This window comes from Streptomyces sp. NPDC006733 (genome assembly GCF_040636125.1).
GTDB lineage: Bacteria > Actinomycetota > Actinomycetes > Streptomycetales > Streptomycetaceae > Actinacidiphila.
This window is the reverse complement of sequence record NZ_JBEYJD010000004.1, coordinates 274,167-291,272: the sequence shown is the minus strand read 5'-3', so window position 1 is coordinate 291,272 and position 17,106 is coordinate 274,167. Positions and strand designations below refer to the sequence as shown.

19 protein-coding genes are annotated in these 17,106 nt (G+C 72.6%); 8 read left to right on the top strand and 11 right to left on the bottom strand.

What is annotated here, in order from left to right:
• Positions 1 to 368 precede the first annotated feature (368 nt).
• Both ABZ721_RS06520 and ABZ721_RS06515 read left to right on the top strand, forming a co-directional pair.
• Complete coding sequence (locus tag ABZ721_RS06520) at positions 369 to 1,724, top strand: endo-1,4-beta-xylanase (protein WP_358787461.1); 1,356 nt, start codon at positions 369 to 371, stop codon at positions 1,722 to 1,724.
• 185 nt (positions 1,725 to 1,909) lie between these two features.
• Complete coding sequence (locus ABZ721_RS06515; RefSeq protein ID WP_358787471.1) at positions 1,910 to 2,413, top strand: GNAT family N-acetyltransferase; 504 nt, start codon at positions 1,910 to 1,912, stop codon at positions 2,411 to 2,413.
• 32 nt (positions 2,414 to 2,445) lie between these two features.
• On the opposite strand, the gene ABZ721_RS06510 is transcribed toward ABZ721_RS06515, so the two are convergent.
• The gene (locus ABZ721_RS06510; RefSeq protein ID WP_358787460.1) at positions 2,446 to 3,078 is read right to left on the bottom strand and encodes a helix-turn-helix domain-containing protein; all 633 of its coding nucleotides are present in this window, start codon (positions 3,076 to 3,078) and stop codon (positions 2,446 to 2,448) included.
• 63 nt (positions 3,079 to 3,141) lie between these two features.
• Between ABZ721_RS06510 and ABZ721_RS06505 the strand changes: the two genes are divergently transcribed.
• Positions 3,142 to 3,432 carry a hypothetical protein gene (locus tag ABZ721_RS06505; protein ID WP_358787459.1) on the top strand — a complete coding sequence of 97 codons (291 nt, stop codon included), beginning with the start codon at positions 3,142 to 3,144 and terminating at the stop codon, positions 3,430 to 3,432.
• A gap of 43 nt (positions 3,433 to 3,475) precedes the next feature.
• On the opposite strand, the gene ABZ721_RS06500 is transcribed toward ABZ721_RS06505, so the two are convergent.
• Both ABZ721_RS06500 and ABZ721_RS06495 read right to left on the bottom strand, forming a co-directional pair.
• The gene (locus ABZ721_RS06500) at positions 3,476 to 4,348 is read right to left on the bottom strand and encodes a helix-turn-helix domain-containing protein (RefSeq protein ID WP_358787458.1); all 873 of its coding nucleotides are present in this window, start codon (positions 4,346 to 4,348) and stop codon (positions 3,476 to 3,478) included.
• 9 nt (positions 4,349 to 4,357) lie between these two features.
• Entirely contained in the window at positions 4,358 to 5,200 is an 843-nt protein-coding gene (locus tag ABZ721_RS06495) for an alpha/beta hydrolase (protein ID WP_358787457.1), read from the bottom strand.
• Between the two features lie 222 nt (positions 5,201 to 5,422).
• Here ABZ721_RS06495 and ABZ721_RS06490 point away from each other — a divergent pair, with 222 nt between their 5' ends.
• Complete coding sequence (locus ABZ721_RS06490; RefSeq protein WP_358787456.1) at positions 5,423 to 6,163, top strand: class I SAM-dependent methyltransferase; 741 nt, start codon at positions 5,423 to 5,425, stop codon at positions 6,161 to 6,163.
• Positions 6,164 to 6,230: 67 nt separating this feature from the next.
• Here ABZ721_RS06490 and ABZ721_RS06485 read toward each other — a convergent pair whose 3' ends face one another.
• Positions 6,231 to 6,791 carry a TetR/AcrR family transcriptional regulator gene (locus ABZ721_RS06485; protein ID WP_358787455.1) on the bottom strand — a complete coding sequence of 187 codons (561 nt, stop codon included), beginning with the start codon at positions 6,789 to 6,791 and terminating at the stop codon, positions 6,231 to 6,233.
• 243 nt (positions 6,792 to 7,034) lie between these two features.
• Between ABZ721_RS06485 and ABZ721_RS06480 the strand changes: the two genes are divergently transcribed.
• Positions 7,035 to 8,531, top strand: a complete 1,497-nt coding sequence (locus ABZ721_RS06480) for an MFS transporter (protein ID WP_358787454.1) — start codon at positions 7,035 to 7,037, stop codon at positions 8,529 to 8,531.
• 22 nt (positions 8,532 to 8,553) lie between these two features.
• Here the strand turns inward: ABZ721_RS06480 and ABZ721_RS06475 are convergent, their stop codons facing one another.
• Entirely contained in the window at positions 8,554 to 9,468 is a 915-nt protein-coding gene (locus ABZ721_RS06475; RefSeq protein WP_358787453.1) for an MBL fold metallo-hydrolase, read from the bottom strand.
• A 99-nt stretch (positions 9,469 to 9,567) separates the two neighbouring features.
• Between ABZ721_RS06475 and ABZ721_RS06470 the strand changes: the two genes are divergently transcribed.
• Positions 9,568 to 10,482, top strand: a complete 915-nt coding sequence (locus tag ABZ721_RS06470) for an AraC family transcriptional regulator (protein ID WP_358787452.1) — start codon at positions 9,568 to 9,570, stop codon at positions 10,480 to 10,482.
• A gap of 223 nt (positions 10,483 to 10,705) precedes the next feature.
• Positions 10,706 to 11,083 carry a hypothetical protein gene (locus ABZ721_RS06465; RefSeq protein ID WP_358787451.1) on the top strand — a complete coding sequence of 126 codons (378 nt, stop codon included), beginning with the start codon at positions 10,706 to 10,708 and terminating at the stop codon, positions 11,081 to 11,083.
• Here the strand turns inward: ABZ721_RS06465 and ABZ721_RS06460 are convergent.
• From ABZ721_RS06460 to ABZ721_RS06450, 3 genes are all read right to left on the bottom strand, one after another.
• Positions 11,080 to 11,811: a class F sortase gene (locus tag ABZ721_RS06460; protein ID WP_358787450.1), complete on the bottom strand. Its 732-nt coding sequence runs from the start codon at positions 11,809 to 11,811 to the stop codon at positions 11,080 to 11,082. The genes ABZ721_RS06465 and ABZ721_RS06460 overlap by 4 nt on opposite strands.
• A 174-nt stretch (positions 11,812 to 11,985) precedes the next feature.
• A complete protein-coding gene (locus ABZ721_RS06455; protein WP_358787449.1) occupies positions 11,986 to 12,423 on the bottom strand; it encodes a hypothetical protein in 438 nt (145 codons plus the stop codon).
• Between the two features lie 259 nt (positions 12,424 to 12,682).
• Positions 12,683 to 13,117, bottom strand: coding sequence for a MarR family transcriptional regulator (locus ABZ721_RS06450; RefSeq protein ID WP_358787448.1), 435 nt, complete (start codon positions 13,115 to 13,117; stop codon positions 12,683 to 12,685).
• A gap of 85 nt (positions 13,118 to 13,202) precedes the next feature.
• Between ABZ721_RS06450 and ABZ721_RS06445 the strand changes: the two genes are divergently transcribed.
• Positions 13,203 to 14,267 (top strand): hypothetical protein, encoded by a 1,065-nt coding sequence (locus ABZ721_RS06445; protein WP_358787447.1) that lies wholly within the window; start codon positions 13,203 to 13,205, stop codon positions 14,265 to 14,267.
• Between the two features lie 158 nt (positions 14,268 to 14,425).
• On the opposite strand, the gene ABZ721_RS06440 is transcribed toward ABZ721_RS06445, so the two are convergent.
• From ABZ721_RS06440 to ABZ721_RS06430, 3 genes are all read right to left on the bottom strand, one after another.
• Complete coding sequence (locus tag ABZ721_RS06440) at positions 14,426 to 15,850, bottom strand: lipase family protein (RefSeq protein ID WP_358787446.1); 1,425 nt, start codon at positions 15,848 to 15,850, stop codon at positions 14,426 to 14,428.
• A complete protein-coding gene (locus tag ABZ721_RS06435; protein ID WP_358787445.1) occupies positions 15,847 to 16,020 on the bottom strand; it encodes a hypothetical protein in 174 nt (57 codons plus the stop codon). Before ABZ721_RS06435 ends, ABZ721_RS06440 begins: the two co-directional genes overlap by 4 nt.
• A 367-nt stretch (positions 16,021 to 16,387) precedes the next feature.
• A complete protein-coding gene (locus ABZ721_RS06430) occupies positions 16,388 to 17,056 on the bottom strand; it encodes a DUF4097 family beta strand repeat-containing protein (RefSeq protein ID WP_358787444.1) in 669 nt (222 codons plus the stop codon).
• Positions 17,057 to 17,106 lie beyond the last annotated feature (50 nt).

Below are 17,106 nucleotides of genomic sequence, written 5' to 3'. Positions count from 1 at the left end.
GGACGGCGAGCAGCGGCGCGCCGTGGGGCTGTTGCACGCTGCAGACCACGTGGTGGGTGCCGGTGTCGGCGTTTTCGGCGGTGCTCCCGGCGGCGTTGACGGCGGTGGTGACGCCGGGGATCGCAGCGCGCACCGATGTGCGCGCGAACCGTTGACGGGTCGTCAAGGGACGCTTAAGGTCGCCCCCGACGTTCGGAAGAAGTGTCGAAACTTTCGACATTCGCCGGCCCCGGGGGAGAACCGTGCTAGGTCACCTGCGCCGCATCCGCCGCACCGCTTCCCGTCCGCCGCAGCACAGCGGCCTGCCTCCCGTCGAGCCGGGGGGCGGCTCACGGCACGTTCGACGTGGGCTGTCCGCCGGCGCCGCCGTGGTCGCGGCCGGGGCTCTCGTGGTCGCGGGCCTCGGCTCCTACGCGGGTGCGGCGGCGGCCACCAGCCTCAAGACCCTGGCCGAGGCGAAGGGCATCTACTTCGGCACCGCCATGACCCAGACGGACGTGGGCAACGCGACCCTGACGGCCGTCGCCGGAGCCCAGTTCGACATGGTCACGCCGGGCAACGAGATGAAGTGGGACACCGTCGAACCGTCCCGAGGCTCGTTCAACTTCGGCCCCGGCGACCGGATCGTGTCCTTCGCCAACTCCCACGACATGCGGGTACGCGGCCACAACCTGGTCTGGCACAGCCAGCTGCCCTCCTGGGTGAGCAGTCTGCCGACCAGTCAGGTGCAGGCGGCGATGGAGAGCCACATCACCACCACGGCCACCCACTACAAGGGCCAGCTCTACGCCTGGGACGTGGTCAACGAGCCGTTCAACGAGGACGGCAGCCTGCGCCAGGACGCTTTCACCGCCGCCATGGGCACCGGCTACATCGCCGACGCGCTGCGCACCGCCCGCGCGGCCGACCCGGCCGCCAAGCTCTACCTCAACGACTACAACATCGAGGCCATCGGGGCCAAGAGCAACGCCATGTACAGCCTGGTGCAGTCGCTGAAGGCGCAGGGCGTCCCGATCGACGGCGTGGGCTTCGAGTCCCACTTCATCGTCGGCCAGGTCCCCTCCACCCTCACCGCCAACCTCCAGCGCTTCGCCGACCTGGGCGTGGACGTCGCGGTGACCGAACTGGACGACCGCCTCCAGCTTCCGGCCACCAGCACGACGCTGGCCCAGCAGGCCACCGACTACGGCAACGTGACCAAGGCCTGCCTCGCGGTGGCCCGCTGCGTCGGTGTCTCGCAGTGGGGTGTCGGGGACGCCGACTCCTGGATCCCCTCCGCCTTCCCCGGATACGGCGCGGCCACCATGTACGACAACTCCTACCAGCCCAAGCCCGCCTTCAACGCCACCGCCACCGCCCTGGGCGGCACCTCCACCCCGACCCCGACCGACCCGACCGACCCGGGGACGGCGGCGTGCAAGGTGACCGACACGGTCAACGCGTGGAACACCGGCCTGACCGAGAACATCACCATCACCAACACCGGCAGCACCGCACTCACCCACTGGGCCCTGGCCTTCACGCTCCCCGCCGGCCAGGCCATCACCTCCGGCTGGAGCGCCACGTACAGCCCCGCCAGCGGCAACGTCACCGCGACCAACGTGAGTTACAACGGCACGCTGGCGGCAGGCGCCAGCACCACCATCGGGTTCCAGGCCACCCACACCGGCAACACCGCGGCCCCGGCCGCCTTCACCCTGGGCGGAGCCGCCTGCACCCGTTGACCACGGCACCCGCACCCAGGCGCGCGGCGCCGCCCGGCCGGTCGGCGGCCCGTCGGGCGGCGCCGCGCGCGGTCGTGAACGTGCGTCGTGGGCGGCGTCCGTGCTTGCATGCGGGGGTGAACCGTCAGAGCCCGCCCACCCCCGAACAGCCGCCGGCCCCCGCCGGGGAACCGCCGACCTGCCGCATCCGACGGCGCGACGCGTCGGATCTCGACGCCTGCGTCCGGGCGCTCACCGAGGTGCATGCCGGCGACGGCTATCCGGTGGACTGGCCCGAGCACCCCGGTGCGTGGCTGAACCACCCGTCCCAGTTCGCGGCCTGGGTGGCGGAGCGGGACGGAGTCGTGGTCGGCCACATCGCACTGTCCCGCAGCGGGGAGGGTGACGCGGCGCCGGCGCTGTGGAGCCGCCGCACCGGAGCGCCCACCGCGGGCACCGCGGTGATCGGCCGCCTGTTCGTCGCCCCCGGGGCCCGCGGGCACCGGGTCGGGGCGCGGCTGATGGAGCAGGCCGTGCGGGACGCGCGGGAGCGCGCCCTGCACCCGGTCCTCGACGTCGTCACCTCCGACACAGCCGCCGTGGCGCTGTACGAGCGTCTCGGCTGGAGCCTGCTGGGCACCGTCGACCAGCAGTGGGGCCCGGCCCGGACGGTGACCGTGCACTGCTACGCCGCGCCTGCGCGCGGCTGATCGACTCGTCGGGGGACCTCCGGGGATCGCGTTCAGGCGAGCAGCAGGCGGCACCAGCCGTCGGCGAGCCACTCCTCGAACCGCTCGGGCGGCCAGCCGCGGTCCTCGACCAGCAGGCAGTAGAACTCCGGTGAGTTGGTGGCCCAGATGATGTCGGCCACCTCCTGCGGATCCAGCCCCTGGCGCAGCTGCCCGGTCGCGGCCAGCTCGTCGGCGAGCAGCCGCATGTTGTCCGCGCGCCGCTGGGCGATGGCCTGCCAGACCTCCGCCACCTCCGGCGGCCCCGAGCGCGCGACGCGCAGCAGGGGCGCCAGCCGGACGTGCATCTCCCGGACGGCCCGCGCGTAGCGGCGCAGCTTGCGCGCCGCGTCCGGCTCGGCGCGCATCTCGCGCACGTAGCCGCGCTCGGCGGCCGGAACGGCGTCGCCGGTACCGGAGATGGCGGACTCCACCAGCTGCAGGAACAGCGCCGGTTTGCGGCCCGCCACCGTGTAGACGGTATCGACCGCGACGCCCGCGCTCCGGGCGAGCTGGGCCATCGTGGTCGCCGCGTACCCGCGTTCGACGAACAGTCGCGTCGCCGCGTCCAGAATCGCCTGCCGGGTCCCCTGCGCCGCCGCCCGGCGGCGGCTGATGTCGTACTGCCTCTTGACCTGTCTGTCCACACCCTCGATGCTAGTCGTATTCATCCGAAACAGGTTCGGGTGAATATAGGGGATGGGGTCTCCGTGACGTACGCGTTCAGCTTCGAGGTGCCGATCGACCCGGCCACCTACGCCCGCATCAAGGAGGGGCTGGGGCCGGAGAAGCCCCCGGGCCTGGTGGCCCACCTCGTCCACCGCACGCCCAACGGGCTCCGCTACACCGACGTCTGGGAGTCCGAGGCCGATTGGAAGCGCTTCGCCGGGGAGCGTCTGCACCCGGTCGTGGACAAGGTGGTCACCGAGGCGCTGGGCTTCCGCCCGCCGGAGCCCACGATGGAGCACCTGGAGCTGATCGACGCCTGGATCGGCGACTAGGGGAGCAGGACGACCGGGGGCTGGGGGAGCGGGCCGGGGTGCGTCAGGGCGCGGGCGGCGTCAGGCGGTGGCCCGGGCGGATCGGGGTGGAGGCCGGCCAGGCGATGTCGTCGATGGCGAGCCATGGTGCGGCGGCGACGGCCGTGGGGGTGAGGCCGGTGAACTCCCGGACCTCGCGGTGGAGATGGGACTGGTCCGTGTAGCCGCTCTCGGCGGCGACGGTGGCCGGGGTGAGGCCCGCCGCGAGGAGGTGCGCGGCATGGTCGAACCGCACCAGCCGGGCGGCGCGCTTGGGGGTGATGCCCAGTTGGGCGCGGAAGCGGGCCGACAGGCGCTTGCGGCTCCAGCCGGCCTCGTCCGCCAGGCCGTCGACCCGCAGCCGCCCGCGGCTGGTGAGGGTGCGCCGCCAGGTGTGGGCGACCTCCGCGTCGACCGGCAGCCGCTCCTCCAGGCGCCGGCCGAGGACGTCCGACGCGATCGCGAAGCGCTCGTCCCACGACGTGGTGGCGCGCAGTCGCTCCTCGACGCGTTCGGCGTCGTGGCCCCAGACGTCCCTCAGCGGCTCGACCGCGCCGTCCAACTCCATCGATGAGCCGAGCACCGCGGCCGCCGCGACCGGCTCCAGCCGGATCTGGAGGCACTCGCCCACCTGGCCGGACGCCCGGAGCTCCCCGGGCATGAGTCCGACGACGACACTGCCGCGCCCGTACCGGGCGGGGGTGCCGCAGACGAAGCCGTTCCCCTCGCTGAGATCGATGAGCAGGGTGACCGACGGGTGCGCGACCATGGCGATGTCCACGAACACGGGCACCTGTTGGCGGAACCCGGCCATGCTGACGCCCGGCAGCCGCAGGGACGGGCGCGGGACGGCGATGTCCACGGTCGTCCAGTCGGGTGGGGCCCCGAACGACGCCATGCGGCCAACCTAGTCCTTCGCCGGAGTCACGGAGGGCTGCTCGGCACCCTTCGCCGCGAAGCCCAGCAGCAGTTCGGCCGTCGCCCCGGGCGCCTCCCACAGCGGTATGTGGCCGACACCTGGCAGCATGACGACCCGCGCGTTCGGCACCACGTCGTAGCGGTGCGCTGACGACGGCTCCCAGCGGGGATCGGCAGCGCCGAACACCACCAGCACCGGGACGCCGAGCGGCGCGAGGCGCTCGGGCACGCTCCGCTCGGTGATGTAGGCCAGGTTGGCGCGCAGCACCCGCCGGAAGGCCCGGTACGTGATGCCGCGTGCCGCGGCGACCACGTCGTCCGGGATGGGCACGGCGCGGGCGGTGGTCGAGCTGATCGCCGCGCGGACCATCGCGTCCGAACGCCGTGACCACACCAGCGGACCGAACGGCGGGGCCAGCATGACCCGCAGGATGAGCGGCTCCGGTAGGAGCGCCTCCGGACACGGACCGGTGCTGATCAGTGCGAGCGCCCCCACCAGGTCGGGGCGGTGCTCGGCGAGTGCGGTGGCGAGGTAGCCGCCGCTGGAGTGCCCGACCGCGGTGATGCCGCGCAGCGCGAGGTCGTCGAGCAGCGCCGCCACCCGGCCCGCCTGCGCGGGCACGGCGTAGGAGCCCACGGGCGGGGACTGGCCGCACCCCGGCAGGTCGATCCGGACGACGTGATGGTGCGCCGCCAGGGGCGGCACCAGTGGCTCCCACGAGGTGCCCGAAGCTCCTGACCCGTGGATGAGCAGCAGCGGCGGTGCCTGCCGCGGACCGTCGTGGACCACATGCATGCCGTGCGCGGTGTACTCGGTCTCGTACTCAGTCATACCGGGATGGTGCGCGGGCCGCCGCCACCCGGTCTTGTACAAATGTCGCCGCGGGACGAGGGGCCGCTTGTGCACAAGGCCGGGCCGGCCTCGGCATCTTTGGGGCTTCCGCCAGTACGGGGGTCCGCTCGGATGCGGCAAGACTGCACGTCGGTGGCTTCGGCGTGTCCCGGTGGCGGGCGCCGGGGCCGCGGACCTGACGGAGACAGGGGAGGGCTTTGGGTGAGCGTGCAGCTGTACGACGAGATCGGCGAGGCGTTCGAGGGCTTCAAGGGCCTGCCGCTGGCGCGCTACGCGGAGGTGCCCGCGTTCCTGGCCTTGGTCGGGGACGTGCGCGGCAGGTCGGTCCTCGACCTGGCCTCCGGTACCGGCTTCTACAGCAGGGAGTTCAAGCGGCGGGGCGCCGCGGACGTGCTCGGCGTCGACATCTCCGGCGAGATGGTCGCGGTGGCGCGCGGCATGGAGGAGCGCGAGCCGCTGGGCCTGCGCTACGAGGTCGGCGACGTCGCCCGGCTGCGGCCGCTCGGGCGGCGTTTCGACGTCGCCACGGCGGTCCAGCTGCTCAACTACGCGGAGGACGAGGCGGCCATGGAGCGGATGTGCCGCGCGGTGCACCGGTCCCTGGCGCCCGGCGCTGAGTTCTTCCTGCTCCACCAGACACCTGACTACCGCTTCGACGGGCCGCCCCTGGACAAGTACGGGTTCCGTTCCGAGCTGGCGGGTGAGGAGGGCGGAACGGGACCGCGCGTGCGGATCACGGCGCTGCTGGAACCGCCGATCGCGTTCGTCACCAACTGCCCGCGCCGCGAGGCCTACGAGCGGTGCCTGCCGGCGGCCGGGTTCAGCGAGCTGACCTGGGTGCCCCTGACGGTGTCCGACGCCGGCGTGCGCGCCCTCGGTGCGGACTTCTGGGAGGACCTCCTCGCCAACCCTCCGCTGCAGATGCTGCGCTGCCGCGCCTGAGCAGGCGGCCTGCCCACCATCGTGAAGAGGCCCCGAAGAGCAGCTGCTCTTCGGGGCCTCTTCGCGGTCAGCGCACCAGGGGCAGGAAGACCGTGTCGACGATCTCTTCGAGGACCTGGTCGGGGACGGGGGCGAAGGTCGTGAGGAGCTCCTGGCGCAGCAGGTCGAAGGGGACGGACCTGATGCGTGCGGTGAGCAGTTCCGGTTTCGCCTCGCCGCGGGCGACGGCGCGGTCGAAGAGCACGTCGACGCCGTTCTCGTCCCCGGCCGCGAGGAGGTCGCTCGGGCGGGTGCCGGTCTCCTGGTAGTAGCCGGCCAGGTGCACGTTCATGACGGTGACGAGCTGGACGCGGGTGGCGTTGATCTCCCGCATGAGGGTGAGGACGTCCTCCCGCAGGCTTCCGGTGTCGGGAACGTCGAGGCGGGACGCGGCCAGGGTGTGGATGATGGCTGCCCGGACGAGCTGGTCGCGGTCGGACCAGCGGCGGTACAGGACGGGCGGGCTGGTGCCCGCGCGCTGCACGACGCCGTCCATGGTGAACCGGGCGTAGCCGTTGAGGGTGAGTTCTTCCCAGGCCGCCTCGAGAAGTGCCTTCTCCAGTGCCGCTCCGCGGCGCCGCTCCGGCATCCGCACCTCCCTTGGATAGATTTGCCTATCTTATCGCAGGGCGCTAGGGTCGACGACATAAGATAGGCCTCTGTATCTTACGATCTCCGCTGCCGGGGCGGCACGACGACGAGCGCTCTTCGACCCCGGCCACCTGCGACATCCCCGCGCACCCGGACGTGCGCCCGCCGACGAGAGCGCACGGACCACCGCGGTCCCAGCTCCAGCCTCAGTTCCAGCCCCAGCCGTAGTGAAGGAGCCGTCATGAGCACCCCTCTGCCCGAACCCGCTGAACCGACGCCGCCGCCCCGCATCCCACCCCGGTCGTTGCGCGAGGCGTGGGTGGCCCTGGCCGGGCTCTCGGCGGTGTTCCTCTTCGAGATGCTGGACAACTCGATCCTGAACGTCGCGCTGCCCACGATCGGACGCGAGTTGCACGCCTCGACGCTCGCGCTGCAGTGGGTGACGGGCGCGTACGCGGTCATGTTCGGCGGGTTGATGCTGGCCTTCGGGGCGATCGCCGACCGGTTCGGCCGGCGCCGGATCATGCTCATCGGCCTGGCACTGCTCGGTGCCGCGAGCCTGGCGACCGCTTTCGTCACGACGGCGGAGCAACTGATCGTCGTCCGCGCGCTGATGGGCGTCGCGGCGGCCATGACGACGCCCGGCTCGATGGCGCTGGCGTTCCGACTGTTCGAGGAGGACGGCCTGCGCGTCCGGGCGGTGACCCTCATCTCGACCGTGGGACTGGTGGGCCTCGCGATCGGCCCGACGTCCGGCGGCCTCGTGCTCACGATCGCCCCGTGGCAGGTCCTGCTGCTGATCAACGTGCCGATCGCCGTGCTCGCCATCGTCGGCGTGCGGGCGGGCATCGCCCGCGACGACGCAGCCGACCTGCACCGCGATCCGGTGGACGTCCCCGGTGCCGTGCTGGGCACCGCCACGATCGTGTCGGCGCTCGTCGCCCCCACGCTGTTCGTGGACGAAGGCGCCGGCTCGTGGCAGCCGTGGACGGCCACCGCCGCAGCCGCGGTGGCCGCGGTCCTCTTCGTCCTCCGCGAGCTCTCGGCGCGCCATCCGCTCCTCGACCTGGAACTCGTCGCGCGCCCCCTCGTCGCGAGCGGCCTGGCCTACAAGGCCGCGGCCGGACTGGCGACCACCGGCCTCGGCTACCTCGTCACGCTGCAACTGCAGCTCGACTGGGGATGGTCACCCGCACACGCCGCCCTCGGGATGCTTCCGCAGGTCGTCGTCCTGGTCGCCGGAGGGGTGTTCGTCAACCCGTTCGTGCAACGGGTCGGCCTCGACCGGGCCGCGTGGCTCAGCGCCGCCGCGGTCGTGTGCGGGCTCGCCGTCTACAGCCTGCTCAACGGCTTCGGGTACGTGTGGGTCGCGATCGCCCTCGCCCTCGTCGCCGCCGGGATGCGCGTGGTCGGCGTCGTCGCCGGAGTGAACGTGCTCCGTGGTCTGCCCAAGGACCGCACCACGATCGGCGCGGCGCTCACCGACACCGCCACCGAAGTCACCTCCGGCATCGGCATCGCCGTCACCGGCACCGTCCTCGCGACCCTGTTCACCGGCACCATCGCCGCCCCGGACTGGAGCCCGCGGCAGACCGCGCAGTTCCACCAGGCAGTCACGGTCGCCGGCCTCACCCTCACGGTCCTGGCCGCCGCACTCGTCGGCTGGGCCGTCCTGCGCACGCGGACCGCCGAGCGCACCCGGCCGAGCGCGGCCGTCGCCGACGCGCTCGGCCGGTAGGGTGCGGGGCATCCGCCTCGGGCTACTCCGTATCGAAGGCCGCCCATCGTTCGAGGCTGAACCCGTCCCCTTCCTGGCGGGCTTCCACGGCTCCCGCGCCGGCGAAGTGTGCGGGGACGATCAACTCCCTCTCGTCGGCGGCGCGTGCGAGCACCCGGCGGCGGCTGGCGACCGCGGCCTGGGCGTCCAGGCAGAAGCAGCTGTTGCAGGAGGGGGCGAGGATCTGCACCGGACTGTGCAGCAGATCGCCGACGAAGACCGCGCGGTCGCCTCCGGATGCGAGGCGCAGTACGGAGGAGCCGGGTGTGTGGCCGGGTGCCGACTCGAGGGTGAGGTGTGCGTCGATGCGGTGGGTGCCGTCCCACAGGACGGCCTGCCCGGCCCCGTGGATGGGGGCGATGCTGTCCTCGTAGACCAGCCGGTCGTCGTCCCTGACGCCGTTGCCGTAGGCGTTGTCCGGGCCGAAGTGGAAGTCGTCCGCGGCCGGTATGAGGTAGCGGGCGTTGGGGAACGCCGGCTCCCACCCTCCGTCCGTCCCGACGGTGTTCCATCCGACGTGGTCACCGTGGACGTGCGTGTTGACGACGACGTCGACGTCCGCCGGCTGGATGCCGACGCGCGCGAGCCCGCCCAGGAAGTCGCCCTGCCAGTGATGGAACTGCGGGGACCCGGGACGCTCGCGTCCGTTGCCGACGCCGGTGTCGACCAGGACGGTCCGCCCGCCGCTGCGCAGCACCCAGGTCTGCAGCGCCATCACGGCCCGGTCGCTGTCCGGCTCCCAGTGATCCGGCGCCAACCAGTCCTCGTTGTCCTTCCACTGCCCGGCCTCGGAGTCCGGCACCAGCCCGCGCGCGGGCGCGAACGCCCCCTGCCACTCGACGACTCGGATGACCTCGACATCGCCGAGCACGATGCTCTGCTTGCTCTCATTCGTCATGACACGAGCCTAGGAGCGGAAAATCAGCCTCTCAATGCCTGTTCTGCTCATCTGAATACGCTTCCGTCTCATGGTTGATGCTCCAGGTACGCTGACCCCATGGACGTGGTGAGCGACGCAGTCTCCGCGATACGCATCGGACAGCCTTCCTCGAACCGGGTCGCCGTGAGCGGACGCTGGTGCGCGCGGCTCGCCCCGTACGACGGCGCCGGCTTCCACGTGGTGCTGGAGGGCAGCTGCTGGCTCCTGCCGGACGGCGGCTCACCGGTATCGCTCGGTGCGGGCGACGTGGTGCTGCTGCCGCACGGCACGGGACATGTGATCGCGGACGCACCCGCCGATGCGGCGACCGTGCGGCAGGCGGTGCCCTTCGAGCGGTGGCTCACGGGCGACGCACCGCCCCGCCGGGCGTCCGCCACCGGCAACAAGGTGGCGATGCTGTGCGGCAAGTACCGACTGGACCGCAGCCGCCTGCACCCGCTCATGGCGGAGATGCCGGAGGTCGTGCATCTGCCGAACCGCGTCGGTGCCCACGCCGAACTGCGCGCCGCCATCGATCTGCTGGGTCACGAACTCGGCACGCAGGGACCGGGCTCGTGCATCGCGGTCCCCAGCCTCCTCGACCTCCTGCTCGTCTACATGATCCGCTCCTGGACGGCCCAGGGGCGCGGCACGTGGCCGGCCGTACTGGGCGACCCGGTGGCGGCCGCCGCCCTGCGGGCCCTGCACTCGGACCTGGCCGCCCCGTGGACGATCGACCGGCTGGCCGCCGAAGCGGGCGTGTCCCGCGCGACCCTGTCCCGCCGCTTCACCACCCTGGTCGGCCGCCCGCCGATGGCCTACCTGACCTGGTGGCGCCTGACCTTCGCCGCCACGCTGCTCCGCGACACCCCGGATCCCCTGGCCGCCATCGCCCGCCGCGTCGGCTACGGCACCCCGTACGCCCTCTCGCACGCCTTCACCCGGGAGTTCGGCACCACCCCGGGCCAGTACCGGGCATCGACCACGGGGTGAGCGGGGCCAGTTACACGCGGCAGCGACAGCCGTCGGCGCTGGTGGCCCTCGACTTCGAGACCGCCTGGCGCCTGTGCACGCGGGGCGTCGGACCGGCTGCCGCCCCGGCGCGCGCCCGCGTCGACGGGGATCGCCGACTCGGCCGGGCCGTCTGCCGGACCCTATCCATCGTGTACTGAGGCCCGGCTCCGGTCGCCCGGTCCGGCCGTGCAGGATACGACGCATGAGTTACCACTACGAAGTCGTCCTCACCTGCTTCCTGCGCGCCGACACGCCCGACACCGTATTGGCGGCTCTGCGCTGGCATCTCGGCCTGGACCAGGAGCGACCCGCCGGCCTGGACGAGGACCTGCACCCGTACCAACTGCTCGCCCCGGACCCGGACAGCCGTCTTCCCGGAGGGGACTTCGCCGCCCTCTCGGCTGAGGGCGGACTGCACGCATGGGGTCTGTTCAGCCGGAACCACTGGCTGGACGACGACCTGGGCGAGCTGGCGACGATCCAGGACCTGCTCGCGCCCCATGTCGAGGACCCGGGATACGGCGGGTACTTCCGCGAGGAGCACGACGCCGAGCCGACCGTTCTCACCTTTCGCCGCTAAGGCAGGGGGCGCCGCGTGTCGGTGAGGTGGGCGAAGGCGACGACGTTGCCCAGGTACTGCTTGCGGCGCTTGTCGAAGCCGCCCCCGCAGGTGATCAGGCGCAGTTCGGGGCGCGGGGTGGGCCCGTAGACCTTCTGGTCGGGGAATGCCTTGGCGGTGTAGGCCTCGACGGCGTCGATGGTGAACCGTGCGACGGTGCCGTCGGCGCGGTCGATGTCGATCAGCGCGCCTTTCGGGAGGGCGCCCAGGTTGTAGAAGACCGCCGGTCCGGTGTGGGTGTCGACGTGGCCGCCGATGATGGCGGTGCCGACGGATCCCGGCGTGGTCCCGTCCTGGTACCAGCCGGCCAGGTTGGGGTCCTTCTCGGGGGGCGAGGCCAGTTGGCCGTTCTTCAGCAGGGACAGTCCGGTCAGGGGGGCGTCGACCCTGATCGCGGGGATCCGTACGCGCGTCGGGCGTGACGGTGCCAGCGGCGGCGGGACCAGGTCCGTGGGGGGAGCCGGGGCGGCGGGGGAGGGCGCCGGGTCCGCGGGGGCGACGGGGTCGGGAGTGGGCGGTGCGGTGTGCGGCGCGAACTGCTGGGCCGCACTCGGCTGCGGCGGCGGCGCCGCGCGCTGCAGACCGTGGTTGATCAGTCCGATCCCCAGGGCCACCATGACGAGCGCCGGCAGCATCCATCGCGCCCAGGGCGGGAGGGAGCGCGCGTGCGGGCGGGGAGGTCGGGCCACTCGTCCCCCAAAAGGGTGTGTCGGCCGCCCGGAGGAGCACCGGTCGGCGGCCTGCGTACGTCCTGCGGTCGGCCCTGTGCCGCGGGTCCGGTGCCCCGCCTTCGCGCGGCGGGGCACCGGACACGGTCACGGCCGCAGCTACGACTGCGGCATCAGGCCGGCGAAGGGTTCCGGTCAGGCCTGGTTGCCGTTGTGGCGGCGGCGCAGCATCAGCGCGCCGATGCCGACCGCGCCGATCAGGGCGCCGCCCGCCGCCAGGTCTCCGATGCCGGAGCTCTCGCTGGTGGAGCCGGTACCGGTGTGCATGGTGCCGCTGGGAACCTTGGCGTCCGGGCACGCGCGTGCGGCGAAGGAGGCGGCGGCGTTGGCCTCGCTCTCCAGCTTGGTGACGTTGTCCTGCTCGGCCTTACCGGGGTGGCCGCCGGCGGCGACGGTCTTCTTGTAGTCCGCCACCGCTGCGTTGTACGCGGACTCCGCCGTCTGGGCGTCCGCGACGGCCTTCGCGCACTCGGTGGTCACCGGCAGTGGGGCAGCGGCGTGAGCGGCCGGAACGGTCAGGACGAGTGCGGCACCCAGAGCAGCGGTACCGCACAGAGTCGAGAGGGAACGCATGTGATGGACCTCCAGCGAGAACCGGGCGCGGCACCACGCACCGCGAGGAACCCTGGCTCACAGTGACCACGCAATCCCAGCCCCGCGCGGACCGCAGCACGGGCCGGCCCCGGATACGCCGTTCCTCGGGCGCGGGGCTCGCCGGATGTCGCCATCAGCGCAGTTCACCGCGCCCGGCGGCCCGGCGGAGGGCGAAGCGGCGGCCTGCACGCCGAACGGGTGACCGGCGGCCTGCGGGTGCGCCGCGGTCGCCGGGTGTTCACCGCCCCTGCGGGCCGCCGTCGTTGTAGCGCAGGAGGTAGTCGGCGAAGCGGTGGAGGTCCTCGGGGTCCCAGTCGGCCAGCCGCTCGTGGAAGGCGGTCCGGCGGCGGCCGGTGACCTGGGCGAGGGTGTGCAGTCCGGCCGGGGTGAGGTGCAGGACGTGGGACCGGTGGTCGGCGGGGTCGGGGCGGCGCTCGACGAAGCCGAGGCCCTCCAGTGCGGCGACCTGCCGGCTGACCGTCGACTTGTCGAGCAGGTAGTGGGCCGCGAGGTCCGCCGCGCGGCAGCCCTGCTCGTCCTCCAGGTGGGCGAGCAGGGTGAAGGAGACGAGGGACAGCTCGGGGTGCATGCGGGCCGCGGAGGCGCGGGCGCGGCGTGCGAAGGCGGTCATCTCGCGCTGGATGATCTCGACGTTGTCGTCGCGGGAGTCCATGGTTCGGCCTTTCCGGGAAGTAGTTGTATAGTACAACGTAAAGAAAGTTGTATAAGCCAACTACTTCGCATTGCGAGCCGCGACGATGACCTCCCCCTCCCACCACAGCCGGCCGGCAGCCTCCACCGGAGACCTCCGCCACGTGGTCGTCCACCTGCTCACCCCGCTGCTGATGTGTATCGGCATGGGGCTGGCCTACCTGGGCGCGTTCGCCGATCCCGCGCCGCACCACCTGCCGGTGGCGGTCGTCGGCGCGGGCCCCAGCGCGCAGGTGCTCGCCCAGACCCTGAACGACACCTCCGACGGCAAGCTCGCGGTCCGCACCGTCGCCGACCGGGCGACGGCGGAGCACCAGCTCGCGTCGCGGGACATCTACGGCGCCTACGTCATGGACGCCAAGGCGCCCGCGCTGCTGGTGGCGTCCGCCGGATCCGACACGACCGCCACCGTCGTGCAGAAGGTCTTCACCCCGATAGCCGCCCGGCAGGGAGCCCCGCTGGCCGTGACCGACATCGTGCCGTCCACGTCGCACGACCCGACCGGCCAGGGCATCTTCTTCCTGCTCGTCGCCCTCAGCATCGGTTCCTACGCCTCGGTCGCGGTGATCGGGGGAGTGGGCGGCGTGCTGCCGATGCGGGTGCGCGCGCTGCTGGCGGTCGCGACCTCCGCCGTCGTCAGCGTGATCGGCGTCGCGCTGGCCGGCCCGCTCTTCCACCTCGTCGACCACGGGCTGTGGGGGGTGTGGGGGATGGCCTGGGTCTACTCCGCCGGAATCCTGCTGGCGGGCACCGGACTGCACTCGTTCCTCAAGCGCTGGACGACCCTGAGTCTGATGGTCCTGTTCGTCATGCTCAACTTCACCAGCTCCGGCGGCATCTTCCGCCCGGAGATGCAGAACGGCTTCTTCGCCGCCCTCCACGCCTTCTGGAACGGATCGGGCTTCGTCGAGGGCACCCGCAGCCTGGTCTACTTCGGCAGCGACGGACTCGCCCCCCAAGTGGTCAAGTTGGTGCTGTGGCTGATCGGCGGCCTGGCCTTGGCCGGCGTGGCCGGCCTCGCCGAGGCCCGCGCCGCGCGCCGCGGTGCGTCAGCCGCTCCCGAGACGTCGGCCGAGGTGGAGGAGGAACTCGAGGAGGCGGTCGCGGTCTGACAGGCCGCCTGCGCCGCCGCGAGAACAAAGAGGTTGCGCACCCGTGGAGTTGAGGGTGGACCGGGTGTCGCGGGCGGCCACCGTGTTCCCTCCCGTGCCGCGCCCCTGGGGGTTGCGGTGGACGCGGCACGGGAGGGAACGGGCAACGGGCCGGCGGGTCAGGGCTGGAGGGGCATCGTCCAGCAGTTGGAGGGGGCCGGCTTGCCGGAGAGGCGGTCGGTGATCCAGGAGACGGCGTCACCCTGGTCGGTGATGAGCGGGACGAGGTGGTTGCTGAGGATCTTGTCGCCGAGGTTCGGCAGGTTGATGGGGTCGTAGGTGACGTTGCCGCCCTTGCGGCACCAGTCGACGGCCAGCTGCCGGGCCTGGGCGTGGGGAACGATGTCGTCCTGGACACCGGTGGCCACTCGGACCGGGCCGGAGGGCTTGAGCGTGCCGATGCGCTGCTTGTCCAGGGCGGCCTGCGCGCTGGGTTCGGCGGCGATGATGTCGCCGATGGACTGGCCGTTCTTGGTCCACTTGCTGCTCTTGGCGAAGCCGTAGCCGAAGATCGCGTCGCCGACGCACATGGTCGACGCGTCGAGGAGAGCGGCCTTGCCGCTTGCGCTGATGTTCGCCTCGACGACCGCCCGCAGGTCGGGCTCGGCCTGGGCGAATCCATTGATCGACCAGGCCAGCGCACCCGCGAGCGCGCTGCCGTCGATGCCCTTCATGACCGCGGTGAGGTTGGCCGGCGGTGCGCCCGCGTAGGTGCCGGCCAGGGGAACGTCCGGTGCGTAGGCGGGCTGGAGTTCCGCGGCGGCGGCGCTGGCGCCGCCGCCCTGGCTGTAGCCGTACAGGCCGGTACGGGATGACGCGGTGATCGACGCTCCGGGGACGGCGTGCGCGGCCCGGGCGGCGTCCAGCAGGGCGTGCGCCTCGTCGAGGCGGTTGACGTAGGTGTGCAGGCGGTCGGTGGCGCCGAGCCCGACGTAGTCGGTGACGACGACCGCCGTGCCGGTGGCGAGGAGTCGGTAGATCGCCAGCGCCTCGTAGCCCACGGAGACCGTGTCGCCGTTGAGGGTGAGGGGGTGCTGCAGGGCGAAGGACGGGGCGCACTGGTCGCCCTGGCCCATGGTGCCCGAGGCCAGCGCGACCAGGGGGCGCGGTCCGGCGCCCTTCCAGGCCGCCGTCGGTTCGATGTAGGCGCCGGTCACGGCGACGGGCAGCCCCGCCGAGTCGGTGGACTTGTACATCAGGCGGGTCGCCGTGCCCGGCATCGGGCGGCCGTCCAGGCCGGGGATGCTCAGCCCGAGTGGCAGCGGCTCGGTACGGATCACGGCACCGTTGGCGGCGGGCAGTTCGGCGGGCGGATTGTAGAACGCGGGGATGGTGACTCCGCGCGAGACGACGGGTTCGGTCGCCGCCGCCGAGGCGGGGACCGCCGACAGGCCCGCGCAGATCGTGCCGGCGGCGACGAGGCCGGCCAGGAGGCGCAGGCCCGCGGGCGAGCTGCGGCGGGCCGTCTCCCTTGCCGGCCGGGAGGCGGACCGGCTGACGGGGCCGGCGAGGGTGGAACGGGAACGGGCTCTCTTGCGGCTCATGCGTGCTCCTCGTTCGTCGTGGGGAAGGTCGCGCCGGTGGGGCGGAAGCGCGAGTCCGGCAGCCCGGGGGAGCGGTGCGCGCCCTCCGGGCGGGCATGCGCCTCGGGGAGGGGGCCGCCGTCCGGGATCCGTCCTCGATCCGTCGGCGATCCGTCCGGTCGGGCGGTCATCGAGCTGCCCGAGCGGGTCCCGCTCCGCAGGGCTCGATGACGCCTGACCTCCTCCGATGCGGCGCAGCGCACGCCAAGGACCGTACGGACCAGCGTGGTTACTCGCCAGTCAGTTACCGCAGCGTAGGTCCGGCCGCCAGCCAGTGACAAGACGTCTGCATGCGCCATTTCCGCGCCGCGCGCCAGGCCGCGGGCACCGGTGGACAGCCGGAGGGGAGGGCGCGCGAGCGCGGCCCCGGACAGGTCCGGGGCCGCGGGACGGGCGTGTGGGTGTGCGGATGTGTCGGCTCTGCCGCGTGCGCAGAGCGGTGGTGAACCGGCCGAAGCCGGGGTGGGGGTGGGCGGTACGGGATGGAGGGCTGCGGGATTACAGGCTGCGGGCGGTGATGTCGCCGTAGGCGGTGGTCGCGTGGATGGTCAGGTCCGCGGTGCCCTCGGTGTTCTTGAGCGCGTTGTGGATCCGGCCGTAGGTGGTGCCGGCGTCCAGGGAGGCGGAGACGCCGGGGGCGGCGCCGACCGACACGGAGCCGGCGTCGGTGCGCAGGACGACGGTGCCGCTCATGGCCTCGGTGACGTGCAGGTCGCCCTTCTTGGTGCTGATCTCCGCGGAGCCGCCCAGGCGGCCGACCGCGATGTCGCCGGCGAGGAGGGCGAGTCGGGCACCCAGTGCCTCGTCGAGCTTGACCGTGCCCTCGGCGCTCTCGAAGGTGACGTCGCCGAGCCGTCCGACGCCCCGGAGGTCGGCGCTGGCCGCCTTCGCCTCGACGCGGGAGCCGGCGGGCAGCTGAACGGTCACCTCGACCGATCCGCTGCTGCCGAGAACCCGGTGCTTCGCCGGGGCCGCGTCGATCCGCAGGACGCCGTCCTCGTAGGCGACCGTGACCTGTTGCGCCGCCTTCACATCGCGACCGCTCTTCGGGTCCACCGGCAGGACCTCGACCGTGGTGTCGGCGCGGTCGGCGGCGATGAACTGGATGCGTCCGGCGGGGACGTTCACGACGGCGGAGATCGGGGCGGTGGTGTCGAAGTTCTGCATGGTGCTCTCCTTGGCCTCGGTGTTTCTGATGAGTGAAACGCTACGTTGCG

Excerpts from the sequence above, each read along its gene's own strand:
- ABZ721_RS06500 (WP_358787458.1), bottom strand. The coding sequence starts at position 4,348 with ATGGCGTCGTTCGGGGCCCCACCCGACTGGACGACCGTGGACATCGCC.
- ABZ721_RS06495 (WP_358787457.1), bottom strand. The coding sequence starts at position 5,200 with ATGACTGAGTACGAGACCGAGTACACCGCGCACGGCATGCATGTGGTC.
- ABZ721_RS06485 (WP_358787455.1), bottom strand. The coding sequence starts at position 6,791 with ATGCCGGAGCGGCGCCGCGGAGCGGCACTGGAGAAGGCACTTCTCGAG.
- ABZ721_RS06480 (WP_358787454.1), top strand. The coding sequence starts at position 7,035 with ATGAGCACCCCTCTGCCCGAACCCGCTGAACCGACGCCGCCGCCCCGC.
- ABZ721_RS06475 (WP_358787453.1), bottom strand. The coding sequence starts at position 9,468 with ATGACGAATGAGAGCAAGCAGAGCATCGTGCTCGGCGATGTCGAGGTC.
- ABZ721_RS06470 (WP_358787452.1), top strand. The coding sequence starts at position 9,568 with ATGGACGTGGTGAGCGACGCAGTCTCCGCGATACGCATCGGACAGCCT.
- ABZ721_RS06465 (WP_358787451.1), top strand. The coding sequence starts at position 10,706 with ATGAGTTACCACTACGAAGTCGTCCTCACCTGCTTCCTGCGCGCCGAC.
- ABZ721_RS06455 (WP_358787449.1), bottom strand. The coding sequence starts at position 12,423 with ATGCGTTCCCTCTCGACTCTGTGCGGTACCGCTGCTCTGGGTGCCGCA.
- ABZ721_RS06450 (WP_358787448.1), bottom strand. The coding sequence starts at position 13,117 with ATGGACTCCCGCGACGACAACGTCGAGATCATCCAGCGCGAGATGACC.
- ABZ721_RS06445 (WP_358787447.1), top strand. The coding sequence starts at position 13,203 with ATGACCTCCCCCTCCCACCACAGCCGGCCGGCAGCCTCCACCGGAGAC.
- ABZ721_RS06440 (WP_358787446.1), bottom strand. The coding sequence starts at position 15,850 with ATGAGCCGCAAGAGAGCCCGTTCCCGTTCCACCCTCGCCGGCCCCGTC.
- ABZ721_RS06435 (WP_358787445.1), bottom strand. The coding sequence starts at position 16,020 with ATGACCGCCCGACCGGACGGATCGCCGACGGATCGAGGACGGATCCCG.
- ABZ721_RS06430 (WP_358787444.1), bottom strand. The coding sequence starts at position 17,056 with ATGCAGAACTTCGACACCACCGCCCCGATCTCCGCCGTCGTGAACGTC.